The sequence below is a fragment of the Achromobacter sp. 413638 genome, assembly GCF_043119405.1.
Taxonomy (GTDB): Bacteria; Pseudomonadota; Gammaproteobacteria; order Burkholderiales; family Burkholderiaceae_B; genus Achromobacter.
Genome location: NZ_JBICCO010000008.1, coordinates 1 through 26,045, shown reverse-complemented (window position 1 = coordinate 26,045; position 26,045 = coordinate 1). Strand labels below are relative to the sequence as shown.

Genomic DNA, 26,045 nt, shown 5'->3' with positions numbered 1-26,045 from the left:
TTCCCTGACAGGACGAGCAAGCATGCAAATGGCGGACATGGACGCGTGGACGACGCGCGAGGCGGCCGGCACGGACTCTGGCGAACCAGCCTATCTTCTGCTTGACGGCGTGACCAAGCGCTATTCAGGCCAGCAGGCGGCGGTCGACGACCTGCATCTGGCCCTGCCGCGCGGCAAGCTGCTGGGCCTGCTCGGCCCGTCCGGCTGTGGCAAGACGACGACCCTGCGCATGATCGCGGGCCTGTTGTCCGTGACGTCCGGGCATATCCGGGTGAGCGGCGACGATATTTCGAACAAGCCGCCGCACCAGCGCGATATCGGCCTGGTCTTCCAGAACTATGCCTTGTTCCCGCACATGTCGGCGGCGCAGAACGTCGCCTTCGGCCTGGAAATGCGCGGCGTGGGCAAGGCGGAAATCCAGGCGCGCGTGGACGAGGCGCTGGAGATGGTGCGCTTGCCGGGATATGGCTCGCGCAGGCCCAGGGAAATGTCCGGCGGGCAGCAGCAGCGGGTGGCGCTGGCTCGCGCGCTGGTCATCCGGCCTCGCATCCTGCTGCTTGATGAGCCCTTGTCCAACCTCGACGCCAAGCTGCGCGACGAGATGCGGCTCGAGATCCGCGACATCCAGCAGCGGCTCGGCATCACCACGGTATTCGTGACGCACGATCAGGTCGAGGCCTTGACCATGTGCGATGTCGTGGGCGTGATGGCCGGCGGCAGGCTGGCGCAGCTGGGCACGCCCCAGGATATCTACGAGCGGCCCGCCACGCTGTTCGTCGCCGATTTCGTCGGCCGCACCAACGTGTTGGACGGCCAGATCGAGGCGGACGGCGCGGTGCGCCTGGGCGCGGGCCTGTATCGCTGTGATACACGCGGCCTGCGGCGCGGCAAGGCCAAGATCGTGATCCGGCCGCATCGCATTCATGTGACCAGCGACAGGGACCGGTCGCTGGTCAGCGTGGTCACCAACAGCGCCCATGGAAGCGTGCGACGCGTAACCTATATCGGAGATGTGGTGCAGTACGGCATCGATATCGGCGTCGCCGAACTGAAGGCGGAGGTCCATACCGCCAGCGGAGGCCATACGGTGGCCGCGGGCGACAAGGTGCTGTGCGAATGGAAGCCGCAGGACATGATCGTCTTCGAAGGTTGCGCACCATGAGCACGCTTGCCGGGACGCTCGCGCGCCGCGCGGGGCAGCCCCGTTTCGCCGTCCTCGCGCTGGCCTTGCTGGCGCCGATGGCCGTCGTCAACCTGGCGGTCTTCCTGTGGCCCGTGTTCCGGCTGGGCCAGATTTCCTTCTTGGAAAGCCGCGCCGGCGTGCTGACAGGCGAGTATTCGCTGGCCAGCTACGCCGGCTTCCTGACCGACCGCTTCAGCCTGGAGCTGCTGGGAAACTCCCTGTTCCTGTCGCTGCTGGTGACCTTCATCACACTGTGTTGCGCGTATCCGATCGCGTTGTTCCTGCATCGGCTGCCTCCCGCCCGGCGCAATCTCCTGTTCGTCATCACGGTATCGCCGCTGCTGGTCAGCGCCGTCGTCAGGACATACGGCTGGATGGTCATCCTGGGCGATCAGGGCCTGGTCAACAGCCTGTTGCTGTCGACCGGGCTGATTTCGGCGCCGCTGCGGCTGGTGAACGGCTGGATCGGCGTGACCGTCGGCCTAGTCGAGGTGCTGATTCCCTATATGGCGCTGTCGCTCATTTCCGGTTTCGGCCGGCTTGATGCGCACCTGGAGGAAGCCGCCGCGTCGCTGGGCGCCAATGCGTGGCGGCGATTCTTCCGGGTGGTGTTTCCGCTGACCATGCCGGGCGTTGCGCTGGGCTGCCTGTTGTGCTTCGTACTGTCCATGTCCTCGTTCATCACGCCCAAGCTGCTTGGCGGCGGCCGGGTGTTCCTGCTGGCCACCGAAATCTATGACCTGGCGGTCATCCAGCTGGAATGGCCCAGGGCTGCCGCCACGTCGGTCGTTGTGCTGCTGTTGTTCGGCATTGCTCTGGCCTGCTACACACGCATCGCGCGCCGCGCCGAGTGAGAAGGAGAGCGCCCATGATTGGCAAGATCACCGTCCCCTTCCGTGTGCTGGTCCTGTGCCTGTATCTGTTCCTGCTCGGGCCGATGCTGATCGTCGTGCCGCTGTCTTTCAGCAACGATAGCTACCTGGTCTTTCCGCCGCAGAGCTGGGGCGTGCGCTGGTACGAGGCGATGTTCAGCCACGACAAGCTGCTGCAGGCCTTTCGGGTCAGTCTTGGCATAGCCGCGGTGGTGACGGCGCTGTCGCTGGCCGTGGGCGTGCCGGCGGCCTATGCCGTGCGCCGCTGGCGCTTTCCGGGGCGCGACGCGCTGCTGAGCCTGTTCACCGCGCCGTTGCTGCTGCCGTCCATCGTGCTGGGCCTGGCCATCCTTCTTGTGTTCGCCAACGCCGGGTTGCTGGGGACCTATACCGGGCTGATCGCGGCTCACCTGGTCGTCACCACGCCCTATGTCATGCGCATCATGACCACCGCGTTCGCCACGCTGCCGCCGTCGGTGGAAGAGGCGGCGGCCATGCTGGGCGCGGCGCCGCTGACGGTGTTCCGTCGCGTCACCTTGCCGCTGCTGGCGCCGGGCTTCGTCGCCAGCGCAGCGCTGTCCTTTTTGATCTCGTTCGATGAGGTCGTTATTTCGCTCTTCATCACCGGACCGCGCTTGAAGACGCTGCCTGTCGAGATTTTCGACTACGTGGAGAGCAGGACGGATCCGATGACCGCCGCCGTCTCGGTCATGCTCATCGTCGCCACGCTGTTCGTCGTGTTCCTTGTCGAGCGCACGCTGGGCATGTCCCGGGCGCTTGGCAAATGAACGTCATTCTTCACCGGCCCTTTCAATGGAGCAGCAGTCCAAATGGAAAACATCGCGTTGTGGATGTCGCAGCCGCATCATGGCTACCTTGAGATCGCCCGGACGCTGGGCGTGAAGTCGCTGATCCTGGAACTGGAACACGGCACTTTCGACCTGTCGACGCTGGATCAGTTCCTGGCGTTCACCCGGGCCCTGGACATGCCGGTCCTGACCAAGATCCTTGCGCCGAATGCCGAGTCCATCCAGCAGGCGCTCGATTTCGGATCTGACGGTGTGATCGTGCCGCATCTGCTGGGCGTGGAGCATGCCCGCGCCGTGACGCGCGCCGCCAAGTATCCCCTGCTGGGCGTGCGCTCCTACACCGGCGGCCGGGTCTTTGGCTATGCGCGGCCGGCCGGCGATGCCTTCGACAGGGAGAATGTCCGCAGCAAGTGCTACGCCATGATCGAGACCGCGGAAAGCCTGGCGGATGTAGAACGGATCATCGCGCTTGATACGGTGGACGGACTGTTTCCTGGCCCATCCGACCTGGCGCTGGCGCGTGGGCGAGGCGCCTACGCGTTCAACGACGCAGACAGGGCCGACCTGCGACGCATCGCCGAGGCAGCGCGTGATGCGGGCAAGCCTTGGGTCATGCCCGCCTGGACCGCGGCCGAGCGCCAGTTCGCGCGGGAAGAGGGCGCATCCCTGCTGGTGATCGCGACCCAGACGATGACCGTGCGCGCGGGTATCGCCAGCATCATCGACGCCGTCATGCGGGAAAGCGTCGCCGCTTGATCCAAGCCCCGCCGATCAGACAGGAGCACAGCAATGAAAGTCAGCCTGGTGCAAACCAATCCGCAACCGAACCGCGCGCTCAACCTGGAGCAGACGCGCGCCCTGATGGAAGAGGCGTGCCGCACGGAAGACCCGGATCTCATCGTTCTGCCGGAATATTTCGAGGCCTATGGCATCTCCACCACCGAAAAACTGGCCATGGCCGAACCAGCCGGCGCCGCCGCCTACCGGATGGCCAGTGATTTCGCCCGCGAGCATCGCGTGTTCGTCCATGCCGGCACCATCATGGAGAAAGTCGAGCATGAGCCGCGCATCTGGAACACGTCCTTTGTGTTCGACCGGGAGGGACGCGAAGTCGCGGCCTATCGCAAGATCCACATGTTCGACATCGTCGCGCCGGACGGCTCGGTCTACCGGGAGTCGGACACCGTCAAGCCGGGCGGGGAGATCGTGACCTATGACATCGACGGTCTGAGGGTTGGCTGCGCCATCTGCTACGACATACGCTTCGCGGAACTTTTCCTGCGCCTGGCCAAGGCAGGTTGTGACGTCATCGTGCTGCCGGCCGCATTCACGCTGCAGACGGGCAAGGATCATTGGGAGGTGCTGGCCAGGGCGCGCGCCATCGAGACGCAGGCTTATTTCATCGCCTGCGGCCAGACCGGCGCGGTGACGGTCGACGGCGAGCGGCGCGCCTGCTATGGGCATTCGCTGGTGTGCGATCCCTGGGGCCATACCATCGCGCGCGCCTCCGACGGCGTGGGCCTGGTCAGCGCCCGGATCGACAGGCGCCAGATCGCGCGCGTGCGCGGCCTGATCCCGATGGCGCAACACCGCCGCCTCGCTTGCGGCTAAGGAGACCGGCATGTACACCATACGCGACATGCCCGAGCCGGTGCCGGCCGAGTTGCTGGCCCTGCTGGCCGGCGTGGAGACCGCCACGGTTGGACATTGGCGCCTGCAGGGGTTCATGCACCGCGCGATCCAGCCGCTGCTGCCCGGCGGTCGCCGCGTCGTGGGAACGGCGGTGACGCTGGCCATCGCCGGTCCGGATTCGACGCTGCTGCATCATGCGGCGGGGCTGCTGCGGCCGGGAGACATCCTGGTGGTCGATCGCCTGGGAGACGACAAATATGCGTGCTGGGGCGGCGGCGTCACCGTGGCGGTCAAGGCGACGGGCGCCGTCGCCGGCATCGTCGACGGGCCTTGCACCGATCTGGCCGAAATCATTGCGTCCGATTTTCCGATCTGGGCGCGCGGCCTCGCGCCCATCACTACGCGCCTTTACGACCTGGGCGGCGGCATGAACGTGCCGGTGAGTTGCGGCGGCGCCGTGGTCATGCCCGGCGACGCGGTCCTGGCGGACGAAAGTGGCGTGCTGGTGATCCCGCGCGATGAGGTGCTGGCAGTGGCCGAGCGGGCGCTCGCGATGCAGGATACCGGCAAGGCGCGCGAGGCCTCGGTCAGGGACGCAGGCGCGAGGCTGGGCGAGCTGTCCGGCGCCAGCGCCAAGGTGCTGGCCGGTCTGGGGAAAGGTTGACGCGCGCGGTGAGCGGGTGTTTGTCCTCTTGTACGCGGGTCCGATTGCCTATACAAAAACACGGTGTGTGGCATGAGGACGGCTCTGATCCTATCGGTTCGCGGGATGCCGGAATTGCATGAATATCCGTTTTCTCGAAACGATGATCTGGCTGTCCGAGTTGAAGAACTTCCGTGCCACGGCGGAACGCATGAACCTGACGCCGGCGGCGATCTCCAACCGCATCGCCGTCATGGAGCAGGAACTGGGCATCCGGCTCTTCGAGCGCGACGTGCGCGAAGTCCGGCTGACCCAGGAGGGCCTGCTGTTCGTGGAGGGCGCGCGCGATATCGTCGCGCGCTATGGCAGCCTGCTGACGGCGGTCCGGCCGGCCGCGACGGTCGAGGACACGGTGCGGATCGGCCTGGTGCCCAGCATGGCGTTTACCTTGCTGGCGGGCATCATGGAGCTGCTGCGCAGCAAATTCCCGCATATCCGCGTTGCCATCACCACGGACACTTCCGGCCCGCTGGCCGAGCGCCTGGAGCGGCGCGAGCTCGATGTGGTGCTGGGCCTGCCGGGGCCGAGGCGTGAACAGTACCGCGTACTGGACCTGTGCACGTTCGGCATGTTCTGGATCGCGCATGGCGGACTGGCGATCAGCGAGCAGGCGCTGGGCAGGGACGACCTGCTGAGCCATCCCATCATTTCCTACGAGATCGGGATGTACAACCACGGCCGTCTGGTGCAATACCTGTCCGAAAGCGGTTTCGAGCGTTCGCTGGTCCACTACTCCAATTCGCTGGCCACCACGGTCTGCATGATCACGGCCGGAATCGGCATCTCGGTGCTGCCGCCCATCGTCATCCAGAACGAACTGCGCAGTGGCGCGCTGCGGGTGCTGAATGTCAGGCCGGCCTTTCCGCCGACCAGCTATTGCGCCTACTACCTGGAAAGCCCGTCCTCCCGCCTGGCGCCACTGATCGCGTCCATTGCCCGTGAGGTCGCGACCCAATTCTGTTCGCTGTACGACGACGCGCTGGTCTGTCAGCAGGGCAATGCCGTAGGTCTCGGGCCGCTGGCCTGAACTCCCCTGATGGCGCATGCGGGCGCGCCGGGGAGGGGAGCTGGTGCCATAATTGCGCTTTACGCCGCATGGCGGGCTTTCGTTGCAACAGCAGGCCGGTGGTGAGAGAACCCATATCCGACTCCGACGCATCCGATGGCGCGGGCGCGCGCCCATCCCGACCGCCGCGCATCGGCATCCGGGCGTTGCTCATCATCCTGCTGTTGCCAGGCGTGATCGCGCTGCTGGTCATCGACAGCCTGTACGACTACCGCACGCTGGCGGCGATCACCAACGAGGCCTATGACAGCGCCCTGGTGGAGCCCGCCCGGGTGCTGGAAAGCAGCCTGGAGTTCACGCCCGAGGGCAATCTGCAGGTGGCCACGCCGCTTTACGCGCAGGTCATGCTGGAATCCCGCGCCGGCCTGCGCAAGTATTTCCGCATCGAGGAAATCAATCCACCGCTGCCCGACGGCGCGCCGGTGCCCACGGAGCAAGGCAAGACCTTGCTGGGCATGCCCGAGATGCCGCGCCCGCCCGAATGGCCGCGTTCGAATGGCCTGCCCATTTTCTACGACAGCGTGTACCGCAACGATCCCGTGCGCGTGGTGGCGGTGGTGCGTGACCTGTACTACCAGGGCATGCACCGGCAGGTGCTGGTGATGGTGGCGGAAAGCACGGGCAAGCGCATCGAGGCCGAGAGCAACGCGCAGCGCCAGGAAATCCTGCGCGATGCGCGCATGCTGGCGCTGGTGGCGCTGCTGGTCTGGTGGGGCGTGTCCTGGGCGCTCAAGCCGCTGCGCCGGCTGCGCGCCGACATCCGCGGCCGCCGTCCGGATGACCTGACGCCGCTGGACGCGGCGCGCGTGCCGAGCGAAGTGGCGCCGCTGGTCGATGCCGTCAATCATCACATCGCGCGCTATCGGCGGGTGCTGGACGAGCAGTCGCAGTTCCTGGCCGACGCCTCTCACCAGCTGCGCACGCCGCTGGCGATCATGCTGACCCAGGCGCAATACGCGCTGCGCGAGCGCGATCCGGCGCGCGCGCAGGAAGGCCTGCGGGCCATTGTGGGCCAGCTGGGGCGCACGCGCCGCCTGACGGAACAGCTGCTGTCGTTGGCGCACGCCAATCAGGCCGAGTCGCTGCCGCGTCAGTTGCTGGACATGAACGACGTATCGCGTGAAGTGGTGCTGAAGTATCTGCCGCTGGCGCACGAAAAGCAGCAGGATCTGGGCTGGAGCTGCGCCGAAGCCGAGGACGGCGTGGATACGTCGTTGCCTGTGTCCGGCAGCGAGGCCGAGCTGCACGAGGCCCTGTCCAACCTGGTTCACAACGCGATCCACTACGCGCCTGCCGGCGCGCGCATCACGGTCTCGGTCGGCAGGGCTGACGGACGCGTCGAAGTCGCAGTGTCCGACAATGGGCCGGGGCTGGATCCGGAGCTGCGCGCGCGCGCCTTCGCGCGTTTCGAGCGTGTCGGCACGGACCGGCCGGAGGCCGCATCGTCGGGTTCGGGCCTGGGCCTGGCGATCGCGCGGGCCTATGCGCGCCGCAACGACGGCGACATCGAGCTGCGCGATGGAGAACCCAATGGCCAGGGAGGCGTCGGCCTGGCATCGGTGCTGTGGCTGCCGCTGGCGCCGACGGTGTCGCCGTACCCCCGCACCGTAGAAATCGAACTCAAGGGCGATCAGTAGTCTCCTCCTGCTTTTTTCCTTCAGCTTTCAATGGGCTGGCTTCCGTGCTCAGGGATTACCCCTGGATTCAGGGGCGCGACAGCGCAGGGAAAGCGGATTCGCAGCTTGCTTGCGTAACCTGACTTCCAGCCTGCAGCAATGGGCTGGGCGCCGCGCATTCCGGGCGGCGTCTCAAGGACCGGCACGGGTCCTGCTTGAGGAGGATGGAAGTGCAGAAAACAATCAACAGAAAAGACTATTACGGCGGCGCCCTGATGGTCTTGATCGGACTGGGGGCGATCTACGGCGGCAGTGACTATCACATCGGCACGCTGAGCCACATGGGTCCGGGATTTTTTCCCGCCGCGTTGGGTGGCCTGCTCGCACTGACGGGCGTGCTGATCGCCGTATCCGCGCGTTCTGGCCAGGCTTCGGAGCCTGCGCCGGGCGAAGCCCACAGTCATAGCCTGCCCGACTTGCGCGGCAGCGTCTGCATCCTGCTGGGCATCTTGGCGTTCCTGGGCCTGGGCCACTACGGCGGCCTGCTGCCGGCGACCTTCGCCATCGTCTTCATTTCCGCGCTGGGCGACCGCAACAACACGGTCAAGCAGGCCCTGGTGCTCGCGTTGGGCATGTCCGTGGTCGCGGTCGTGGTCTTCTGGTGGGCGCTGCAACTGCAGCTGCCGCTCTTTCGCTGGGGTTGACGCGCCATGATCTCGCAATCCTTGATGGATCTCTGGTACGGCTTCGGCGTCGCCTTCCAGTGGCACAACCTGATGTGGTCGTTCTTCGGCGTGCTGGTGGGCAACCTCATCGGTGTGCTGCCCGGCATGGGGGCGCTGTCGGCGATCTCGATCCTGCTGCCGCTCACCTATGTGATGCAGCCGGTGCCGGCCATCCTGATGCTGGCCGGCATCTTCTACGGTTCGCAGTATGGCGGCGCCATCGGCGCGATCCTGCTGAACCTGCCTTCGCACCCGCCGCACGCGGTCACCTGCCTGGACGGTTATCCACTGACCAAGCAGGGCAAGGGCGGCACCGCGCTGGGCATCACCATGATCTGCTCGTTCTTCGCGGCGTCGGTGGGCATCATCGTCATGATCTTCGCCTCGCCGCTGTTGGTGGAGGTGGCGTTCAAGTTCGGGCCGACGGAGATCTTCTCCATCATGCTGCTGGGCCTGCTGGCTGGCGCCACGATGTCCCGAGGTTCGCCGCTGAAGGGCGTGGCGATGACGCTGTTCGGCCTGATGTGCGGCGTGGTCGGCACCGATGTGAACACCGGCACTATCCGCTTCTCGTTCGGCCTGCTGGACCTGTCTGACGGCCTGGAGCTGGTGGCGATCTCGATGGGCCTGTTCGGCGTGGCCGACTTCCTGATGAGCGTGAACCGCATGACCATCATCGGCAGCGGCGCCAAGCTGCGCCTGCGCGACATGCGGCCCAGCAAGCAAGAGCTCAAGACCGCATTCATGCCGATGGTGCGCGGCACGCTGGTCGGCACGCTGTTCGGCGCCATGCCGGGCACCGGCCCCACCATCACCACCTTCGTGGCCTATGCGCTGGAGCGCAAGATCTCCAAGACGCCAGAGAAATTCGGTACCGGCATGATCGCGGGCGTGGCCTCGCCCGAGGCGTCCTCGCACTCCAAGACGCAGGTGGATTTCATCCCCACCATGAGCCTGGGCATCCCCGGCGACGCGGTCATGGCGCTGATCCTGGGCGCGCTGCTGATCCAGGGCATCCAGCCCGGTCCACAGCTCATCACCGAGCATCCGGACATCTTCTGGGGGCTGATCGCCAGCTTCTGGGTCGGCAACGTGCTGCTGATGGTGTTGAACGTGCCGTTGATCGGCGTCTGGGTGAAACTGCTGCAGGTGCCTTACCGTTATCTGTTCCCGTCGGCCCTGTTCTTCATCGCGGTGGGCGTATTCAGCACTCAGAACAGCCTGTTCCAGATCTGGGAAGTGCTGGCGTTCGGGGTGATTGGCGCCGTGCTGATGACGCTGGAGTTCTCGGTGGCGCCCATCCTGCTGGGCTTCGTGCTCGGCCCGATGGTGGAAGAGAACTTCCGGCGCGCGCTGCTGCTGTCGCGCGGCGACCTGATGGTGTTCGTCCAGCGGCCGATCAGTGCCTGGTTCATCGGCGCCAGCGCCTTGCTGATCCTGCTGCAGGTCTGGGCCTTCCTGCGTCGTGGCAAGGCCAAGGACAAGCCCGAAGTCGCGTCCGCGGCCTGAAGCGGTTCGAGGCGGCTGGGAAGACGGCCCGGCGGATTGTTCCGCCGGGCCGTTTGATTTGTGCCGCGCCTTGCCGCATGCTTGCGCTTTCCCCGTTGCTCAGCGCTGGACGATCCTTCATGCATATTCTCTTCGCTTGTCCGCTCCACGATCCCGATGCCTGGGTGCCGCGCCTGCAGGCCGCCATGCCCGGTTGCCGCATTTCCGTGTGGGACCCGGAAGGCCCGCCTTCCGGCGCCGAGGCCGCCCTGGTATGGCGTCCGCCAGCCGAGTTGTTCGCGCATGAACAGGGCATCCGGACGCTGTTCAACCTGGGCGCCGGCGTGGACGCGCTGCTCAAGATGAAAGAGATTCCGCCGCAAATCAGCATTGTGCGGCTGGAAGATGCCGGCATGTCGGTGCAGATGGCGGAGTACGCGCTGTATGCGTTGCTGCGCGTGTCGCGTGATTTCCAGGCCTTCGACGAAGCTCAGGCGCGCCAGCATTGGGATACGCGCGAAGGCACGCGCCCGGCCGATTGGCCAGTGGGCGTGCTGGGACTGGGTCAGGTGGGCGCGCGCGTGGCGCAGACCTTGGCCGGGTTCGGCTATCCGGTGGCCGGCTGGTCGCGCACGCCCAGGGATCTGCCCGGCGTGCAATCCTACGCTGGCGAGCAGGCCTTGCCGGCGTTCCTGGCTCGCACCCGCTTCCTGGTGAACGTGCTGCCGCTGACGCCGGATACCGTGGGTATTCTCAACCGCGATACCTTGTCGCAACTGTTGCCGGACGCGCACCTGGTCAACGTCGGCCGCGGCGACCACCTGGTCGAGGAAGACTTGGTCGAGATGCTGGAAGAGGGCGAGATCGCCGGCGCCACGCTGGACGTGTTCCGCACCGAACCCTTGCCGAAGGACCATCCTTTCTGGCGCGATCCCCGTGTTCATGTGACGCCGCACATCGCCGCGCGCACGTTGCGCGACGAGAGCATCGCCCAGATCGCGGCCAAGGTCGCGCAACTGATGCGTGGCGAGCCGATCAGCGGCGTGGTGGAGCGCAATCGCGGCTATTGATCGCCCACCCTCGAAGCGCCTTTGGCGCTTCCCCCTCAAGAGGGCATGCCTGCGGACCGGCAGGGCCGGATCCGCGCTATCCCGATGACGCGGCGCCCGCGTCAGGCGACAGGCCCGGTTTTCTTACGCTGCCGCCACCGCTGGCGACGGCGCGCGTTCCAGCCGTTGGTAGGTGGCGGGGATGCGTTGCGACAGGAAATCCAGCAGCGTGCGCACGGCGGGCATCATGCCGCGCCGCGAGGGGTAGATGCAGTGCACGATGCCTTCGGGCGACTGCCATTGCGGCAGCACGGGCACCAGCTGGCCGCGGCGCAGTTCCTCTTGCGTGGCGATGGACGGCAGCAGCGCGATGCCACGCCCGCGCACCGCGGCCTCGACGAGCACGATGAAGTCGTTGCAGGACAGCTGGGGCTTGAGCTCGATGTGGACCTCTTCGCCCTTATCGTTGCGCAGCGGCCAGCGCACCTCGTGCTGCGGGTCGCTGAAGCTCAGCGTGGTGTGGGCGGCCAGGTCCTGGGGCGTGTCCGGCGCGCCGTGACGTTGCAGGTAGCCCGGGCTGGCGACCAGCGTGCCGCGCGCGGTGCCCAGGTGGCGCACCACCAGTTCGGCGTCCGTGTCGAGCTTGGTGCGGACCCGCAGCGCGAGGTCCACCCCTTCGCTGATCAGGTCGACGCGCCGGTTGGACACCAGCAGTTGCACCGAGATCGCGGGCCAGGCATCCAGGAATTCTGGCAGCAGCGGCGCCAGGATGTCCTGGGCGATGGACACGGGACAACTCACGACCACCGGCCCGGCGGGCTCGGATTGCAGCTGACGCATGGCGTCGTCGGCGGCGCGCGCCGACGCGGCCATTTCCTTGCAGTAGTGCAGATAACGCTCACCCGCCGCCGTCAGGCGCAGCCGCCGCGTGGTCCGCTGCAGCAGGCGCACGCCCAGGCTTTCCTCCAGGTGTGAAATGCGCCGCGACAGGCGCGACTTGGGAATGTCCAGCGCCCTGGCCGCGGCGCTGAAACCGCCCTGCTCGACGACTTGGGAAAAGTAGTACAGGTCATTGAGATCTTGCATGATTGTTCTAGCTTTGGAACGAACAGTTCATGTTAACCGGGTTTATGTTGCTAATAATGCCCGCTACAGTGAGGCCATGTGTTCGGGATCTGCCACCGCCCGTCGGGCGGCGAGCCAGACCGGCCCGGGCCCCGCGCCTTGGGGCCTGGCGCTTGCAGACCCTGGCGACCCGCGGCATGGCGGGGCAATTACGGAGATATTTGCAATGAAAACCCTGGTGATTCTTTCCTCGATTCTCGGCGACCGTTCCAAGAGCCGGCAATTGGCCGACCACATGGTCGCCCGCATCAAGCAGACGGATCCGAGCGCATCCATCACGTTGCGCGACATCGGCGCTGAACCCATCCCTTACTTCGACGGCGCCACCGCCGGCGCGCTGTTCACGCCCGCCGACGCCCGCAGCCTGGAGCAGCAGCGCATCGTTGAGCTGAGCGACACGTTGGTGGCGGAACTGATGGCCGCGGATCGCATCGTGTTCGCCGTGCCTGTGTACAACTTCAATTTGCCGGCGCAGTTCAAAAGCTACCTGGACTACCTGGCCCGTGCTGGCGTCACGTTCCGTTATACGCCGGAAGGCGTGCCCGAAGGGCTGGTCAAGGGTAAGCAGGTGTTTGTGCTGACTTCCCGAGGCGGCAAGGCCGAAGGCACGCCGGCCGATACGATGACGCCCTATCTGCGCCAGATGCTGGCCTTCATGGGGATGACGGATGTTACGTTTGTCGCGGCTGAAGGCTTGGCGATGGGCGAGCTGGCCGCGATGGAAGGGCTGGCCCTGGCCAAGCAGCGGATCGACGAGTCGATGCCGGGCGCGGTCCAGCCAGCCTTGCAGGCGGCTTGAGCGATGTCCGTCATGTAGCGTGCTGCCGGGTCCACGGGGCGTTCTTCCAGGTGCGATCGGCAATGAAAAAAGCGGGCCTCAGGCCCGCTTTCGCATGGACGCAGACGCGGCGCGGCGTCAGTCGCGCAGGCGCTTGATCAGGCTGGACGTATCCCAGCGGCCGCCGCCCATTTTCTGCACATCGCCGTAGAACTGGTCCACCAGCGCGGTCAAGGGCAACCGGGCGCCGTTGTTGCGCGCTTCGGCCAGTACCAGGCCCAGGTCCTTGCGCATCCAGTCCACCGCGAAGCCGAAGTCGAATTTATCGTCGACCATGGTGCCGCCACGGTTTTCCATCTGCCAGCTTTGCGCCGCGCCCTTGCTGATGACGTCCAGCACCAGCTTCATGTCGAGGTCGGCCGCCTGGCCGAAAGCCACGGCTTCCGAGAGGCCCTGCACGATGCCTGCGATGCAGATCTGGTTGACCATCTTGGCAAGCTGGCCGGCGCCGGGGGCTCCCACCCGCGTGACGGCGCGCCCGAAGGCCTGGGCCACCGGCTTGATGGCGTCGAAGACTGCCTGCTCGCCGCCGCACATGATGGTCAGCGCGCCATTCACGGCGCCGGCCTGGCCGCCGGAAACCGGCGCGTCGATGAAGTTCAGTCCCAGTTCCTTGGCTTGCACGTACAGCTCGCGGGCCACGTCCGCCGAGGCGGTGGTGTGGTCGACGAAGACCGCGCCCGGCGCCATGCCGGCGAACGCGCCGTCCGGGCCCAACACCACGCTGCGCAGGTCGTCGTCGTTGCCGACGCAGGCGAACACGATCTGGGCGCCCGCGACTGCTTCGCGCGGCGTGGCGGCATGGCGGCCGCCGAATTCGGAGGCCCAGGCCTGCGCCTTGGCGGGCGTGCGGTTATAGACGGTGACGTGGTGGCCGGCGCGCGCCAGATGGCCGGCCATGGGCAGGCCCATGACGCCCAGGCCGAGGAATGCGACTTTCTGAGCCACGACCGCGTCGTAGCTCTTGGTACCGATCGATGCCATGCAGGGAACTCCGGTTGTTTTCAACCGCAACGTTACCGCAATAGCGGGGCAATCAAAAGCCGGCGGCCAGCCCGTCGCGCCGGCTGTCGCTGGCGCTGACATAACCGTCCACGGCCGGGTCGCCCAGACGCCAGATGAACTGGCCGGAGCCGAAGTCCATGTAAGGGTCGTCCAATCCTTCCAGGACATGGCCACGCGCGCGCAGCCCTTCGGCCATGCTCGCGCCCAGGGCGGGCTCGACGTCCACGGTCAGACCGCTGTTCCATTTCCAGCGGGGCGCATCGCAGGCCGCCTGCGGCTGCTGGCCGTAGTCCAGCATGCGCACCAGGGTCTGCAACTGTCCCTGGGGTTGCATGTTGCCGCCCATGACGCCGAAGCTCATCACCGGCGCGCCGTCGCGCATCAGAAAGCCCGGGATGATGGTGTGGAAGGGCCGCTTGCCGCCGGCCACCACATTGGGATGCTCGGGGTCCAGGCCGAAACAGTAGCCGCGGTTCTGCAGGCTGACGCCGGTGCCCGGCACGACCACGCCCGAGCCGAAGCCCATGTAATTGGACTGGATGAAGCTCACCATCATGCCGCTGCGATCGGCGGCGGTGAGGTAGACCGTGCCGCCCTGGGGCGAATGGCCCGTGCCGTAGGCTTGGGCGATACTCGGATCGATGAGCCGCGCTCGCGAGGCCAGGTAGTCCGCCTGCAGCATCTGTTCAGGCGGCACCTGCATGTGCCGTGCGTCGGCCACGTGGGCGTAGACGTCGGCGAAGGCCAGCTTCATGGCCTCGATCATCAGGTGCTGCGTTTCCGGATGATCGATGGGGCGCGCGGCCAGGTCGAAATGCTGCAGGATGCCAAGCGCGATCAACGCCGCGATGCCTTGCCCGTTCGGAGGAATCTGGTGCAACGTGTGGCCGCGATAGGCCTGGCTGATGGGCGTAACCCATTCCGGCGCGTAGTCCCGCAGGTCCGCCAGGGTCAGCGCGGCTTCGTGCGCCTGCGCGTGGGCCACGAGTTTGTGGGCGGTCTCGCCCTCATAGAAATCCCGGCCCGCGCTGGCGGCGATGCGGCGCAGGGTCGCCGCGGCGCCTTGCAGCACGAAGTGCTCGCCGACCTGGGGAGCGCGACCGCGCGGCATGAAGTGCGCGGCAAAGCCGGGCTGGGGCTGCAGGATGTCGGCCTGCGCGGCCCATTTGCGTTGCACGACGGGTGTTACGGCATAGCCGCGCTCGGCATATTCGATGGCTGGCGCCAGCACGTCGCCGAAGGACAGCTTGCCCAGCTTGTCATGCAGCGCAGCCCAGCCGGCCACACAGCCCGGCACGGTCACGCTGTCCCAGCCCCGCATCGGAATCGCGCCCTGGTGCTTGCGGCGGAAGTAATCCAGGTTCCACGCGCCCGGCGCCGGGCCGGATGCATTCAGGCCATGCAACCGGGAACCGTCCCAGACGATGGCAAAGCAATCCGACCCTAGCCCGTTGCTGACAGGCTCGACGATGGCCAGCGTCGCGGCCGCGGCGATGGCGGCGTCCACCGCATTGCCGCCACTGGCCAGGACACGCAGCCCGGCCTGGGCGGCCAGGGGTTGCGAGGTGGCGACGACATTGCGGGCGAACACCGGAATCCGCGTGGTGGGATAGGGGTTGTTCCAGTCGAAATTCATGTCGAACGATCGCGTGGGGTAAACCCGTAGCTTAACGTAGAAGAAAACGGTTCTACGACAGTTTGTAGTTTGTTGTAGTTCTTGGTTGCTTTTAAAGGGTCAAATTTCGACGAAAAAAAGCCCCCGGACGGGCCGGGGGCTCTTGTGCACAAGGACCGCCGCGAGGCGGCAGCGTCCTGCGTCAGTCTTCTTCGACGAACGTCTGTTCGCGCTTCTTGCGGATCGCGGGCAGGGCGACCAGGATCACCAGGAAGACCGCGATCGCCAGCAGCGAGGCCGACAGGGGGCGCGTGATGAAGGTGGTGAAGTCGCCGCGCGACAGCAGCAGGGCGCGGCGGAAGTTCTCTTCCATCATCGGGCCCAGCACCAGGCCGAGCAGCAGCGGCGCGCCTTCGCACTTCAACTTCGACCAGACGTAGCCCACGATGCCGAACATGGCGGTGGTGAACACGTCGAATGGGTTGTAGTTGAGGGAGTAGACGCCGATCGTGCAGAACACCAGGATGGCGGGGAACAGGATGCGGTAAGGCACCTTCAGCAGCTTGACCCACAGGCCGATCAGCGGCAGGTTCAGCACCACCAGCATCAGGTTGCCGATCCACATGGAGGCGATCAGGCCCCAGAACAGCTGCGGGTGGCTGGTCATGACCTGCGGACCCGGCTGGATGTTGTGAATCGTCATCGCGCCGACCATCAGCGCCATCACGGCGTTACCGGGGATGCCCAGCGTCAGCAGCGGGATGAACGAGGTCTGCGCGGCGGCGTTGTTGGCCGATTCCGGGCCGGCCAGGCCGGCCGGATGGCCCTTGCCGAAGCGTTCCGGATTGCGCGAGATCTTCTTTTCCAGCGTGTACGACGCGAACGACGACAGCACGGCGCCACCGCCCGGCAGGATGCCCAGCGCAGAGCCCAGGGCCGTGCCGCGGAGCACCGCGGGATACGATTCCTTGAACTCCTGCTTGTTGGGGTACAGCGAGCCGATCTTGTCGGTGATGTCGACGCGGTTTTCCTTCTGCTCGAGGTTGGTCATGATTTCGGCGAAGCCGAACACGCCCATGGCCACGATGGCGAAGTCGATGCCGTCCTGCAGTTCCGGCACGCCGAAGTCGAAGCGGGCCACGCCCGAGTTGACGTCGGTGCCGACCATGCCCAGCAACAGGCCCAGGATGATCATGGCGATGGCCTTGGGCAGCGAGCCCGAGGCCAACACCACGGCGCCCACCAGGCCCAGGCACATCAGCGAGAAGTATTCGGCGGGACCGAACTTGAAGGCGACTTCGGCCAGCGGGGGCGCGAAGGCGGCCAGCAGCAGCGTGGCCACGCAGCCGGCGAAGAACGAACCCAGGGCGGCGATCGCCAGGGCGGCGCCGGCGCGGCCGTTACGGGCCATCTGGTGTCCGTCCAGCACGGTCACCACCGCGGAGGTTTCCCCAGGCAGCGCCACCAGGATGGCCGTGGTGGATCCGCCGTACTGGGCGCCGTAGTAAATGCCGGCCAGCATGATCAGGCCGGCCACCGGTGGCAGCACGTAGGTGATCGGCAGCAGCATTGCGATGGTCGGGACCGGGCCGATGCCCGGCAACACGCCGATCAGGGTGCCCAGGACGCAGCCCAGCAGCGCGTACAGCAGGTTCTCGGGCGTGAACGCGACCGTGAAACCCAGCATCAGGTTGTCAAACAATTCCATGGCCGTTAGCTCCTCAATTCATACCCAGAAACGACGGCCACAGCGGGAAAATCAGCCCCAGCCCCTTGATGAACGCCAAGTAGGTGAAGACCACCAGGAAGATGCCATTGGCGACGGCGACCTTCAGGCTGAATTCATGGCTGGCCAGGCTGCTGATGAGGACCAGGATGAAGACGGAGATGTACACGCCCAGGAGCTTGAGCACCAGGCCGTACACGACGACCGAGCCCACCACGAGGAACACGATGCGCCAGTCGAACTTGTCGACATGCGTTTCCTCGGCTTTCTTGGACAGCGCGCCGAGCAACACCACGGCGCCCAACAACGCCAGCACGATGCCGAGCCAGAAAGGAAAATACCCTGGGCCCATGCGGGCGGCAGTACCCATTTGGTAGCTGCTGGCCTGCCAGGCGAATCCCAGCCCGAGGATGATGAACATCACCCCCGACCAGAAATCCTGTCGATTGCGTAGCTGCATGATGTGGTTGGCTCCTGTTTACAGCATGTAGAAAAAAGCTTGTGGTCTGTCGGGTCGCCGAAAGGCAAGTGACAGGCACAAAAAAGGCACTCCGGCGTGCCATTAGTTATGTATTGAAAGCTTGGGAGTGCCTTCTTGAAAGGGCGAATGGTAATTGACGCCCGGCACGATGCAAACCCTGTAAGCTAGGTGAAAGCCTGGGGTTTTCCCTAAAATTGGGGAACTCCTGATCCCGAGATGTAACGGGTCAGGAGGTTTGTGGGCTGATTGAAAGCAAAGTGAAAGTTTATAGAAAGAAATGCGAAAGCAGACGATCGGAAGGATGGCGGCTTTCGCATGCGAGGGACTTTCCTGGCTGACCGGGAATCGGTTAACGTGCCGGCCGCTCGCTTCATGCCCATGAATCGCAGCCCCTGATTTCCTACTGAATATTGCTGGGTTTCTCACCTTGCGTGTAGTAGCCCGGATCACCCCTGGATGGTTTACGATAGCGCCCATGCTGCAAGACCTAGACCAACTCGCTGCCCGTATCGGGCAACTGGTGCAACGCACCCGGCACCTGCACTCCGAGCGCGACGCGCTGCGCCTGCGCCTGAACGACGCCGAAGCCGAGCAACGCGCGCTCAAGCAGCGCGCCGCCGAACGCGAGGCTGAAATCGTTGCCCTGCAGGCCAAGCTGCAGGACCACGACGGAGAAGTTTCCTCGATGCTGGCCGAGGCCCAGCGCGCGGAAACCGCCCTGCGCGAACAGCTGGCCCGCGAAACGTCCGAGCGTCAGGCGCTCGAAGCGCGCTTCACGGCCCGCGAAGCGGAACTGCAGGGCAACCTGCAAAACCGTGACACCGAATTGCAGCGCTTGCGCGTCGCGGCCGTGGCCGCGCGCGAGCGCATCGACGCCGTGCTGGCCCGCTTGCCGGGCGCGCCGGCTGGGGAGCAACACTGATGGAACGCGTAGACGTAACCATATTGGGGCGCGACTATTCCCTGGCGTGCTCGTCCGAGGAAAAACCCACGCTGGTCGCGGCGGTTCGCCATGTCGACCAGCTCATGCTGCGCATCCAGGGCACGGGCAAGGTTTCCAGCAACGAACGCATCGCTGTCATGGCCGCGCTGCAGATCGCTGGCGAGCTGCTGGCCATGAAAGCGCCCGACGGTCCGCTGGGCGGTTTGGCGGTCGGCGACTTCAAGCGTAGAATCGAGGACATGAACGCGACGCTGGACGACGCCCTCTCGGGCCAGGAAAAGCTGCTCTGACGTTCTAGTACCGGCACCTGGTGCCGTCTGTTTTTTCAGTTTGTCCCTGCCGTGCTCGTGACCTGGCCATACATTCTCTGAACCTATGTCTTATGGCATATTGGTTGCGGGAGTGCGGAGCAGGTGTGATTGTCTCTCGTAGACGAACCCGAAGCTCCTCGGAACGCGACCACCTTGAACCTCAGGGTTCGAGATGCCGGCCTAGACGGCACAGGCGGGGCATCTATCCCAGCGGGCCTGCCATGAGCGCAGGTCCGCCTCGGGTGCCTCCCATCGTCCTCCCTCCTAGGACCAGTTCATGCTCAAAAACACCGTTACTACGCTGACCAGGCTCAGCGCGGCATGCGCCGCCGTGGCCGCCATTTCCGTGGCGCAGCCCGTCTTCGCTCAAACGCAGGCTCCGGCCGCGTCGCCGGCGCCCGCCGAGGCCGCCGCCAACCGCTCGCCCGAACTGAGCCTGCAAGCCACCGCGTCATCCGAAGTCAAGCAGGACACGGTGCGTATCGCGCTGGCTGCCGAGGTGGAGGGGGCGGACCAGCCGGCTACGGGCAAGAAGCTCAGTGCGCTGCTGGACGACGTGGTCAAGCGGGCGCGCGACACCAAGGGCGTCGAAGTGCGCACGGGTAATTACAACGTCTGGCCCAATACCGGCAGCAAGGGCAAGATCGCCGGCTGGCGCGGGCAGGGCGAAGTAATCCTGGAGTCCAAGGATTTCGAGGCCGCCGCCGCGCTGGCGTCGAAGCTGTCGGACAAGACCGCGATCTCCAGCATTAGTTTCTCGTTGTCGCGCGCTGCGCGCGAGGCCGAGGAGCGCAAGCTGCTCAAGGAAGCGGCGCAAGCCTTCAAGGACCGGGCGCTGGCCGCCGCCAACGCTTTTGGATTTTCGGGCTACCGCCTGAGCAAGCTTGAGCTTGGCGGCTCCGGCGGCCCTGGCCCGATGCCGCGCATGATGGCGATGGCCAAGGACGCCGGGGGCGGCGCCGCCTACAGCGCGGACGTTCCCCTGGAATCCGGTGAAGTGACGGTCAGCGTCGCCGTCAACGGGACGATCGTTTTGCAGTAAGGCTGAACAGGATGGCGCCCAGCGCCACCATCGGCAGGGACAGCCACTGTCCCATGCTCAGTCCGCCCGCGAGCAGGCCCAGGAAGTTGTCCGGCTCGCGGGTGAATTCCACCAGGAAGCGGAACGTTCCGTAGCCGATCAGGAAGACCGCGCTCACCTGTCCCAGGGGCCGCGGCTTGCTGGAAAACCACCACATCAGTGCAAACAGCACGATGCCTTCCAGGCCCAGCTCATAGAGCTGGGACGGATGGCGCGCCAGGCCGTCGCCGCTTTGCGGGAACACCATGGCCCAGGGCACGTCGCTCGGCCGGCCCCAGAGTTCACCGTTGATGAAGTTTCCCAGGCGGCCGAATCCCAGGCCCAGCGGAATCATCGGGGCGATGAAATCGCTGATGGCGAAGAAGGGCAGGCCCTTCTTGCGTGCGAACAGGAACATCACCAGGATCACGCCGATCAGGCCGCCGTGGAAGGACATGCCGCCTTCCCACAGATACAGCACTTCCAGCGGGTGCGACAGGTAGTACGACGGCTTGTAGAACAGCACATATCCCAGCCGGCCGCCCAGCACCACGCCCAGCACGCTGTAGAAGATCACGTCTTCGAGGTCGCGGGTGGTCAGCGTCGTGGTGTGGCCGCTCTGGATGCGGCGCCGGCCCAGCAGGTAGACCAGGGCGAAGCCCACCAGATACATCAGGCCGTACCAGTGGATGGCGACGGGGCCGATCCGCAAGGCAACGGGATCGAATTCGGGATATTGCAGCATGTTCCGCCCGGCAGAATGAAGTTGAATGATAATAACCGGCGAGCCTGCAGCACGGCGTGCCCGCGCGGGTCCGCCCTTATCCGGCTTTGCCGCCGCGCGCCGTGGCGGTCGTCAGGAGACCAGACCATGCCGAACAACGAACGTTCCCGCCATATCACTCATGGCGTCGCGCGGGCGCCCAACCGCGCCATGTATTACGCGCTGGGCTACCAGGAAGCCGACTTCGACAATCCCATGATCGGGGTCGCCAACGGCCATTCCACCATCACGCCGTGCAATAGCGGTCTGCAACGGCTGGCCGACGCCGCCATCGACGCCATCCGTCGGGCGAAGGCGAATCCGCAGGTGTTCGGCACGCCGACCATCTCGGACGGCATGTCCATGGGCACCGAGGGCATGAAGTATTCGCTGGTGTCGCGCGAAGTCATCGCGGACTGTATCGAGACCGCGGCCCAGGGCCAGTGGATGGATGGCGTGGTCGTCATCGGCGGCTGCGACAAGAACATGCCCGGCGGCATGATCGCGCTGGCGCGCATGAACGTGCCCGGCATCTACGTCTATGGTGGCACCATCAAGCCGGGCCGCTACCAGGGCAAGGACCTGACCATCGTTTCCGTGTTCGAGGCAGTGGGCGAGTACACCATGGGCCGCATGGACGAGACCGATTTCAAGCAGATCGAGAAATGCGCCATTCCGGGCTCCGGTTCCTGTGGCGGCATGTACACGGCCAACACCATGAGCTCGGCCTTCGAGGCCATGGGCATGAGTCTGCCTTACTCCAGCACCATGGCCAACGAGGACGAGGAAAAGGTCGTCTCGGCGGCGGAGTCGGCGCGCGTGCTGGTGGATGCCGTCAGGCGCGGGCTGCGGCCGCGCGACATCATCACCCGCGAATCCATCGAAAACGCCGTGTCGGTTATCATGGCCACGGGCGGTTCCACCAATGCCGTGCTGCATTTCCTGGCCATTGCCCATGCGGCTGAAGTGCCATGGACTATCGATGACTTCGAGCGCATCCGCCAGCGCGCGCCGGTGCTGTGCGACCTGAAACCTTCCGGACGTTACGTCGCGACGGATCTGCACCGCGCCGGCGGCATTCCGCAGGTCATGAAGCTGTTGTTGAATGCGGGCCTGCTGCATGGCGATTGCATCACCATCACCGGCAAGACCATCGCCGAAACACTGGTGGATGTGCCCGACGCGCCGCGCGCCGACCAGGACGTCATCATGCCGCTGGACCGCGCGCTCTATCCGCAGGGCCACCTCGCCATCCTGAAGGGCAATCTGTCGCCGGAAGGCTGCGTGGCCAAGATCACCGGCCTGAAGAACCCGGTCATCACCGGGCCGGCCCGCGTGTTCGACTCCGAGGACGATGCCATGGAGGCCATCATGGCCCGCAGGATTCAGCATGGCGACGTGGTGGTGATTCGCTATGAAGGCCCCAAGGGCGGCCCGGGGATGCGCGAGATGCTGGCGCCAACGTCGGCGTTGGTCGGGCAGGGGCTGGGCGAGACCGTCGGCCTGATCACCGACGGTCGTTTTTCCGGCGGCACCTGGGGCATGGTGGTCGGGCACGTCGCGCCGGAAGCCTTCGTCGGCGGCCCGATCGCGCTGATCCGCGAGGGCGATTCGGTTACCATCGATGCCCATCAGCTGCTGCTGCAGCTCAATGTCAGCGACGAGGAAATGGCGGCCCGTCGCCAGGCCTGGGTCCAGCCCAAGCCGCGTTATACACGCGGTGTGCTTGCCAAGTTCGGCAAGCTCGCCAGCACCGCGAGCCGTGGGGCAGTAACCGATGCATTTGAAGCGTAGTTTGATGGCCGCCGTGATCAGCGTGCTGGGCGCGGCCGCCGCGGCGCAGGCGCAGACCACCGGATTGGACCTGGCCAAGAGCAAGGCCTGTATGGCTTGCCACCAGGTCGAGGCCAAGCGCGTCGGTCCGCCTTTGAAGAGCGTGGCCGAGCGCTATGCCGGCCAGGGCGATGCCATGGTGGATTATCTGGCTGGCAAGATCCGGGGCGGCGGTCGCGGCGCCTGGGGAGCCGTGCCCATGCCGGCCCAGACGCAGGTCAGCGCCGAAGATGCGCGCCAGCTGGCCGAATGGATCTTGTCGCTGGCGCCCGCCAAGCAGTAGTCTCTATTCATCTATTCGCCCGGTCGTGTGACGGCCGGGCCGGGCGGTCTGCCCGTTTTTCCTATGGAAGGAGCCGTCATGGCAGAACAAGCATCTCCTGGAAAGGAAGTCGCCGTCCTAGGTGGCGGTTGCTTTTGGTGCGTCGAGGCGGTACTGACCGACCTGCGCGGGGTTGTCAGCGTGCTGCCGGGCTATAGCGGCGGCCACGTTGACCAGCCATCCTATGAGCAGGTCTGCCGCAAGGATACCGGCCATATCGAAGTGGCACGCGTCGAATTCGATCCGGCAGTGCTGTCTTATGGCGATCTGCTGCGCGTCTTTTTTGCCACGCATGATCCCACCACGCCGGGTCGTCAGGGCAACGATGTCGGTCCGCAATACGAGTCCGCGATTTTCTGGCAGAACGAAACCCAGCGCGAACAGGCCCAGGCCGTCATCGCCGAGGTCGATGCGCAGAAAATCTATGATGCGCCCATCGTGACCAAGCTGTTGGCGCCGGCGACGTTCTGGCCGGCCGAGGACTACCATCGCAACTATTTTGAGCTGCATCCGGAACAGGGCTATTGCCAGTTCGTCATCGCGCCGAAGGTGGCGAAGTTCCGCAAGCAATTCCAGGATCGCCTGCAGCGCTGAGCCGATGGGCCCGCCGGTTCCGCATCCGGCGAAAAAAAAACCTCGCCGCTTGGCGAGGTTTCAAGGCCGGCGCTACCGCCCGAGCGGCGGCGCCGACAGGGGAAGAGCGGGTGCTTATTCCACCGTTTTCAGTACGCCGCGGCGCATCTGGTCCAGTTCGATCGATTCGAACAGGGCCTTGAAGTTGCCTTCGCCGAAGCCGTCGTTGCCCTTGCGCTGGATGATTTCGAAGAAGATCGGGCCGATCTGGTTCTCGGTGAAGATCTGCAGCAGCAGGCCGCCGCCGGGGGCGCCGTCGAGCAGGATGCGGTTCTTCTGCAGGCGTGACACGTCCTCGCCGTGGTTCGGCAGGCGGCGGTCCAGCAGTTCGTAGTAGGTCTCGGGCGTATCCAGGAACACCACGCCGTTCTGGCGCAGCGCTTCGACCGTGCCGTAGATATCGTCGGTCGCCATGGCGATATGCTGGATGCCTTCGCCGCGGTACAGGTCCAGGTACTCCTGGATCTGGCCCTTCTCGTCCGTGCCTTCCTCATTGATCGGAATGCGGATATTGCCGCACGGCGAGGTCATGGCCTTGGACTTCACGCCCGTGACCTTGCCTTCGATGTCGAAATAGCGCACTTCGCGGAAGTTGAACAGGCGCTCGTAGAACTCCGACCATTCGGCCATGCGGCCCTTGTGCACGTTGTGCGTCAGGTGGTCCACCAGCGTCAGGCCCGCGCCGCGGTGGTTCAGGTCGGCCTGGGCGTTTTCTACGTCCAGCGGCACGAAGTCCACGTCATAGATGCTGATGTCGCCGATGCCCCCGTGGCCTTCCTTGCCGGCCCAACGGTCCACCAGGTAGATCAGCGAATCGCCGATGCCCTTGATGGCGGGAATGTTCAGCTCCATCGGGCCGCTGTGCGAGTCGAAGCCCCAGGCGCCCAGTTCCAGTGCGCGCTTGTAGGCCTTGGCGGCGTCCTGGACGCGGAATCCGATGGCACAGATCGACGGACCGTGCAGACGGGCGAAACGTTGCGCGAAAGAATCCGGCTCGGCATTGATCAGGAAGTTGACGCCGCCCTGGCGATACAGCGTCACGTCCTTGTGGCGGTGCTTGGCGATGGCCTTGAAGCCCAGCAGTTCAAACACCTTGCGCAGCGCGGCGGGGTCCGGCGCGGCATATTCAATGAACTCGAACCCGGCGGTGCCCATCGGGTTGTCCCAGGGTTGGAAAGCGCTGCTCATAAGTCTGCTCCCTTGCATCGTTTTGCGGACGACTTGTTCTTCAAGTCTAGGCTGGAGATTGTAGGTAGGAAAGGCAGGCAGACTATTGCAAACATGCTGCGAAAGGCAGTAGTCTCGGCAATTAAATTGCCGTACTTGGAAATTTAAGGGTTGAAAATGTCTGACAATGAACTGGATAGGACAGATATCAGGATTCTTGCCGAGTTGCAGCGCGATGGCAGGCTCAGCAACCAGGAGCTGGCAGACCGCGTTTCTCTGTCGCCCAGCCCGTGCCTGCGCCGGGTTCGGCGCCTGGAGGAGAAGGGGTTCATCAAGAAATACGTCGCGCTGATCGACGCTGGCAAAGTTGGATTGGGCCTGCTGGCCTATGTGAACATCCGGCTCAACAAGTACAGCGGGTCCAGTCACGCACCGATGAGCGACTTTGCCCGCGACGTGCAGCTCTGGCCCGAGGTGGTGGAGTGCTATGCCATGTCGGGGGACATGGACTATCTGCTGCGTATCCAGGTGGCTGACCTGGCGCATTTCTCCCGATTCGCTATGGACACGCTGATGCGGCATCCCGCCGTGGTGGACATGCGTTCCTTCTTCGCGCTACAGCAGATCAAGGAGACAACGGAACTGCGCTTGTAGGTCGGGGAAGAGCCATTGGGGGACGGTTAGCTTCTTCAGGGAATGCGTCCCGAGCCGGTGCGCGCGGCCGGCCGGCTGGGTCAGGAATGCGCTTCCTTCTATATAGAGAGGCGCCATTCACTATCTACCTATATATATAGGTAGGTACAGAGGGGGCTCTGGGCGACCCAGAGTAGGTAGTAGCAGCCTGTGATGCCGTTGGGCAGGGCGTTCGCGACAGATCCGCTGGTCAAATCAGGGATCGTCCCCCATATTTTTCATGTTTCTGCAAAAAAGGTGTCATAGCGGCGACACAGATTCAAATTCCGTGCTATAGTCTCGCTCCTTCGCAGTTCAAGCAGTTTTCTGAACCGCGAAGCCAAGCAGGACGCAACGGGTTGTTGGTTTTTTCAGCGATCTGCCGCAGCGGCAAACGAGGTTCTTCGA

26 protein-coding genes and 1 other RNA gene are annotated in these 26,045 nt (G+C 65.1%); 20 read left to right on the top strand and 7 right to left on the bottom strand.

Features of this window, described 5'->3' with window-relative positions; translation table 11 throughout:
* Positions 1-22 precede the first annotated feature (22 nt).
* The 11 genes from ACEU5R_RS05290 (at position 23) to ACEU5R_RS05240 (ending at position 11,164) form a co-directional block, all read left to right on the top strand.
* Complete coding sequence (locus tag ACEU5R_RS05290; RefSeq protein WP_392409352.1) at positions 23-1,162, top strand: ABC transporter ATP-binding protein; 1,140 nt, start codon at positions 23-25, stop codon at positions 1,160-1,162.
* Entirely contained in the window at positions 1,159-2,037 is an 879-nt protein-coding gene (locus ACEU5R_RS05285; RefSeq protein ID WP_103272458.1) for an ABC transporter permease, read from the top strand. The genes ACEU5R_RS05290 and ACEU5R_RS05285 overlap by 4 nt, the downstream gene beginning before the upstream one ends.
* A 14-nt stretch (positions 2,038-2,051) precedes the next feature.
* Positions 2,052-2,843: an ABC transporter permease gene (locus ACEU5R_RS05280; protein ID WP_103272459.1), complete on the top strand. Its 792-nt coding sequence runs from the start codon at positions 2,052-2,054 to the stop codon at positions 2,841-2,843.
* Between the two features lie 42 nt (positions 2,844-2,885).
* Positions 2,886-3,620 (top strand): HpcH/HpaI aldolase/citrate lyase family protein, encoded by a 735-nt coding sequence (locus tag ACEU5R_RS05275; RefSeq protein WP_103272460.1) that lies wholly within the window; start codon positions 2,886-2,888, stop codon positions 3,618-3,620.
* Between the two features lie 33 nt (positions 3,621-3,653).
* Positions 3,654-4,475 (top strand): carbon-nitrogen hydrolase family protein, encoded by an 822-nt coding sequence (locus ACEU5R_RS05270; RefSeq protein ID WP_392409351.1) that lies wholly within the window; start codon positions 3,654-3,656, stop codon positions 4,473-4,475.
* Positions 4,476-4,485: 10 nt separating this feature from the next.
* Positions 4,486-5,160 carry an RraA family protein gene (locus ACEU5R_RS05265; protein WP_392409350.1) on the top strand — a complete coding sequence of 225 codons (675 nt, stop codon included), beginning with the start codon at positions 4,486-4,488 and terminating at the stop codon, positions 5,158-5,160.
* A 118-nt stretch (positions 5,161-5,278) separates the two neighbouring features.
* Positions 5,279-6,226, top strand: coding sequence for a LysR family transcriptional regulator (locus tag ACEU5R_RS05260; protein WP_392409349.1), 948 nt, complete (start codon positions 5,279-5,281; stop codon positions 6,224-6,226).
* A 170-nt stretch (positions 6,227-6,396) separates the two neighbouring features.
* Positions 6,397-7,902 carry a sensor histidine kinase gene (locus ACEU5R_RS05255; protein ID WP_103276314.1) on the top strand — a complete coding sequence of 502 codons (1,506 nt, stop codon included), beginning with the start codon at positions 6,397-6,399 and terminating at the stop codon, positions 7,900-7,902.
* Between the two features lie 203 nt (positions 7,903-8,105).
* Positions 8,106-8,585, top strand: a complete 480-nt coding sequence (locus tag ACEU5R_RS05250; RefSeq protein ID WP_392409348.1) for a tripartite tricarboxylate transporter TctB family protein — start codon at positions 8,106-8,108, stop codon at positions 8,583-8,585.
* A gap of 6 nt (positions 8,586-8,591) precedes the next feature.
* On the top strand, positions 8,592-10,115 hold the full coding sequence (locus ACEU5R_RS05245; protein WP_392409347.1) for a tripartite tricarboxylate transporter permease: 1,524 nt from the start codon (positions 8,592-8,594) through the stop codon (positions 10,113-10,115).
* Between the two features lie 119 nt (positions 10,116-10,234).
* Complete coding sequence (locus ACEU5R_RS05240; protein ID WP_392409346.1) at positions 10,235-11,164, top strand: 2-hydroxyacid dehydrogenase; 930 nt, start codon at positions 10,235-10,237, stop codon at positions 11,162-11,164.
* A gap of 123 nt (positions 11,165-11,287) precedes the next feature.
* Here the strand turns inward: ACEU5R_RS05240 and ACEU5R_RS05235 are convergent, their stop codons facing one another.
* Entirely contained in the window at positions 11,288-12,229 is a 942-nt protein-coding gene (locus ACEU5R_RS05235) for a LysR family transcriptional regulator (protein WP_103272467.1), read from the bottom strand.
* A gap of 205 nt (positions 12,230-12,434) precedes the next feature.
* Between ACEU5R_RS05235 and ACEU5R_RS05230 the strand changes: the two genes are divergently transcribed.
* Complete coding sequence (locus ACEU5R_RS05230; RefSeq protein WP_392409345.1) at positions 12,435-13,067, top strand: FMN-dependent NADH-azoreductase; 633 nt, start codon at positions 12,435-12,437, stop codon at positions 13,065-13,067.
* A 117-nt stretch (positions 13,068-13,184) separates the two neighbouring features.
* Here ACEU5R_RS05230 and ACEU5R_RS05225 read toward each other — a convergent pair whose 3' ends face one another.
* The 4 genes from ACEU5R_RS05225 to ACEU5R_RS05210 form a co-directional block, all read right to left on the bottom strand.
* Positions 13,185-14,090: an NAD(P)-dependent oxidoreductase gene (locus tag ACEU5R_RS05225; RefSeq protein WP_103272469.1), complete on the bottom strand. Its 906-nt coding sequence runs from the start codon at positions 14,088-14,090 to the stop codon at positions 13,185-13,187.
* Between the two features lie 52 nt (positions 14,091-14,142).
* Positions 14,143-15,747, bottom strand: a complete 1,605-nt coding sequence (locus tag ACEU5R_RS05220; RefSeq protein ID WP_392409344.1) for a gamma-glutamyltransferase family protein — start codon at positions 15,745-15,747, stop codon at positions 14,143-14,145.
* Between the two features lie 181 nt (positions 15,748-15,928).
* Positions 15,929-17,434: a tripartite tricarboxylate transporter permease gene (locus tag ACEU5R_RS05215; RefSeq protein WP_103272471.1), complete on the bottom strand. Its 1,506-nt coding sequence runs from the start codon at positions 17,432-17,434 to the stop codon at positions 15,929-15,931.
* A gap of 13 nt (positions 17,435-17,447) precedes the next feature.
* The gene (locus ACEU5R_RS05210; protein WP_103272472.1) at positions 17,448-17,912 is read right to left on the bottom strand and encodes a tripartite tricarboxylate transporter TctB family protein; all 465 of its coding nucleotides are present in this window, start codon (positions 17,910-17,912) and stop codon (positions 17,448-17,450) included.
* A 496-nt stretch (positions 17,913-18,408) separates the two neighbouring features.
* Here ACEU5R_RS05210 and ACEU5R_RS05205 point away from each other — a divergent pair, with 496 nt between their 5' ends.
* The 4 genes from ACEU5R_RS05205 to ACEU5R_RS05190 all read left to right on the top strand — a co-directional run bounded on the left by ACEU5R_RS05205 (position 18,409) and on the right by ACEU5R_RS05190 (position 20,229).
* Entirely contained in the window at positions 18,409-18,855 is a 447-nt protein-coding gene (locus tag ACEU5R_RS05205) for a hypothetical protein (RefSeq protein WP_392409343.1), read from the top strand.
* On the top strand, positions 18,855-19,166 hold the full coding sequence (locus ACEU5R_RS05200; RefSeq protein ID WP_103272474.1) for a cell division protein ZapA: 312 nt from the start codon (positions 18,855-18,857) through the stop codon (positions 19,164-19,166). The genes ACEU5R_RS05205 and ACEU5R_RS05200 overlap by 1 nt, the downstream gene beginning before the upstream one ends.
* 40 nt (positions 19,167-19,206) lie before the next feature.
* Positions 19,207-19,391: non-coding RNA, 6S RNA (gene ssrS, locus ACEU5R_RS05195), on the top strand.
* A gap of 73 nt (positions 19,392-19,464) precedes the next feature.
* Entirely contained in the window at positions 19,465-20,229 is a 765-nt protein-coding gene (locus ACEU5R_RS05190; protein ID WP_103272475.1) for an SIMPL domain-containing protein, read from the top strand.
* On the opposite strand, the gene lgt is transcribed toward ACEU5R_RS05190, so the two are convergent.
* Positions 20,204-20,992, bottom strand: a complete 789-nt coding sequence (gene lgt, locus ACEU5R_RS05185; protein WP_103272476.1) for a prolipoprotein diacylglyceryl transferase — start codon at positions 20,990-20,992, stop codon at positions 20,204-20,206. The two genes, ACEU5R_RS05190 and lgt, sit on opposite strands and share 26 nt — an antisense overlap.
* A 126-nt stretch (positions 20,993-21,118) precedes the next feature.
* On the opposite strand from lgt, the gene ilvD reads away from it, so the two are divergent.
* The 3 genes from ilvD (at position 21,119) to msrA (ending at position 23,759) form a co-directional block, all read left to right on the top strand.
* Positions 21,119-22,804, top strand: a complete 1,686-nt coding sequence (gene ilvD / locus ACEU5R_RS05180) for a dihydroxy-acid dehydratase (protein WP_392409342.1) — start codon at positions 21,119-21,121, stop codon at positions 22,802-22,804.
* The gene (locus tag ACEU5R_RS05175; RefSeq protein ID WP_392409341.1) at positions 22,788-23,126 is read left to right on the top strand and encodes a c-type cytochrome; all 339 of its coding nucleotides are present in this window, start codon (positions 22,788-22,790) and stop codon (positions 23,124-23,126) included. The genes ilvD and ACEU5R_RS05175 overlap by 17 nt, the downstream gene beginning before the upstream one ends.
* Positions 23,127-23,204: 78 nt before the next feature.
* A complete protein-coding gene (gene msrA, locus ACEU5R_RS05170) occupies positions 23,205-23,759 on the top strand; it encodes a peptide-methionine (S)-S-oxide reductase MsrA (protein ID WP_103272478.1) in 555 nt (184 codons plus the stop codon).
* A 114-nt stretch (positions 23,760-23,873) separates the two neighbouring features.
* On the opposite strand, the gene hppD is transcribed toward msrA, so the two are convergent.
* Complete coding sequence (hppD, locus tag ACEU5R_RS05165) at positions 23,874-24,986, bottom strand: 4-hydroxyphenylpyruvate dioxygenase (RefSeq protein ID WP_103272479.1); 1,113 nt, start codon at positions 24,984-24,986, stop codon at positions 23,874-23,876.
* Positions 24,987-25,142: 156 nt separating this feature from the next.
* On the opposite strand from hppD, the gene ACEU5R_RS05160 reads away from it, so the two are divergent.
* Positions 25,143-25,619 carry an Lrp/AsnC family transcriptional regulator gene (locus ACEU5R_RS05160; RefSeq protein WP_103272480.1) on the top strand — a complete coding sequence of 159 codons (477 nt, stop codon included), beginning with the start codon at positions 25,143-25,145 and terminating at the stop codon, positions 25,617-25,619.
* Positions 25,620-26,045: the final 426 nt, after the last annotated feature.

Bases quoted from the DNA above. Each gene is read 5' to 3' on its own strand.
- ACEU5R_RS05290 (WP_392409352.1), top strand. From the start codon at position 23: ATGCAAATGGCGGACATGGACGCGTGGACGACGCGCGAGGCGGCCGGC.
- ACEU5R_RS05285 (WP_103272458.1), top strand. From the start codon at position 1,159: ATGAGCACGCTTGCCGGGACGCTCGCGCGCCGCGCGGGGCAGCCCCGT.
- ACEU5R_RS05280 (WP_103272459.1), top strand. From the start codon at position 2,052: ATGATTGGCAAGATCACCGTCCCCTTCCGTGTGCTGGTCCTGTGCCTG.
- ACEU5R_RS05275 (WP_103272460.1), top strand. From the start codon at position 2,886: ATGGAAAACATCGCGTTGTGGATGTCGCAGCCGCATCATGGCTACCTT.
- ACEU5R_RS05270 (WP_392409351.1), top strand. From the start codon at position 3,654: ATGAAAGTCAGCCTGGTGCAAACCAATCCGCAACCGAACCGCGCGCTC.
- ACEU5R_RS05265 (WP_392409350.1), top strand. From the start codon at position 4,486: ATGTACACCATACGCGACATGCCCGAGCCGGTGCCGGCCGAGTTGCTG.
- ACEU5R_RS05260 (WP_392409349.1), top strand. From the start codon at position 5,279: ATGAATATCCGTTTTCTCGAAACGATGATCTGGCTGTCCGAGTTGAAG.
- ACEU5R_RS05250 (WP_392409348.1), top strand. From the start codon at position 8,106: ATGGAAGTGCAGAAAACAATCAACAGAAAAGACTATTACGGCGGCGCC.
- ACEU5R_RS05245 (WP_392409347.1), top strand. From the start codon at position 8,592: ATGATCTCGCAATCCTTGATGGATCTCTGGTACGGCTTCGGCGTCGCC.
- ACEU5R_RS05240 (WP_392409346.1), top strand. From the start codon at position 10,235: ATGCATATTCTCTTCGCTTGTCCGCTCCACGATCCCGATGCCTGGGTG.
- ACEU5R_RS05235 (WP_103272467.1), bottom strand. From the start codon at position 12,229: ATGCAAGATCTCAATGACCTGTACTACTTTTCCCAAGTCGTCGAGCAG.
- ACEU5R_RS05230 (WP_392409345.1), top strand. From the start codon at position 12,435: ATGAAAACCCTGGTGATTCTTTCCTCGATTCTCGGCGACCGTTCCAAG.
- ACEU5R_RS05225 (WP_103272469.1), bottom strand. From the start codon at position 14,090: ATGGCATCGATCGGTACCAAGAGCTACGACGCGGTCGTGGCTCAGAAA.
- ACEU5R_RS05220 (WP_392409344.1), bottom strand. From the start codon at position 15,747: ATGAATTTCGACTGGAACAACCCCTATCCCACCACGCGGATTCCGGTG.
- ACEU5R_RS05215 (WP_103272471.1), bottom strand. From the start codon at position 17,434: ATGGAATTGTTTGACAACCTGATGCTGGGTTTCACGGTCGCGTTCACG.
- ACEU5R_RS05210 (WP_103272472.1), bottom strand. From the start codon at position 17,912: ATGCAGCTACGCAATCGACAGGATTTCTGGTCGGGGGTGATGTTCATC.
- ACEU5R_RS05205 (WP_392409343.1), top strand. From the start codon at position 18,409: ATGCTGCAAGACCTAGACCAACTCGCTGCCCGTATCGGGCAACTGGTG.
- ACEU5R_RS05200 (WP_103272474.1), top strand. From the start codon at position 18,855: ATGGAACGCGTAGACGTAACCATATTGGGGCGCGACTATTCCCTGGCG.
- ACEU5R_RS05190 (WP_103272475.1), top strand. From the start codon at position 19,465: ATGCTCAAAAACACCGTTACTACGCTGACCAGGCTCAGCGCGGCATGC.
- lgt (WP_103272476.1), bottom strand. From the start codon at position 20,992: ATGCTGCAATATCCCGAATTCGATCCCGTTGCCTTGCGGATCGGCCCC.
- ilvD (WP_392409342.1), top strand. From the start codon at position 21,119: ATGCCGAACAACGAACGTTCCCGCCATATCACTCATGGCGTCGCGCGG.
- ACEU5R_RS05175 (WP_392409341.1), top strand. From the start codon at position 22,788: ATGCATTTGAAGCGTAGTTTGATGGCCGCCGTGATCAGCGTGCTGGGC.
- msrA (WP_103272478.1), top strand. From the start codon at position 23,205: ATGGCAGAACAAGCATCTCCTGGAAAGGAAGTCGCCGTCCTAGGTGGC.
- hppD (WP_103272479.1), bottom strand. From the start codon at position 24,986: ATGAGCAGCGCTTTCCAACCCTGGGACAACCCGATGGGCACCGCCGGG.
- ACEU5R_RS05160 (WP_103272480.1), top strand. From the start codon at position 25,143: ATGTCTGACAATGAACTGGATAGGACAGATATCAGGATTCTTGCCGAG.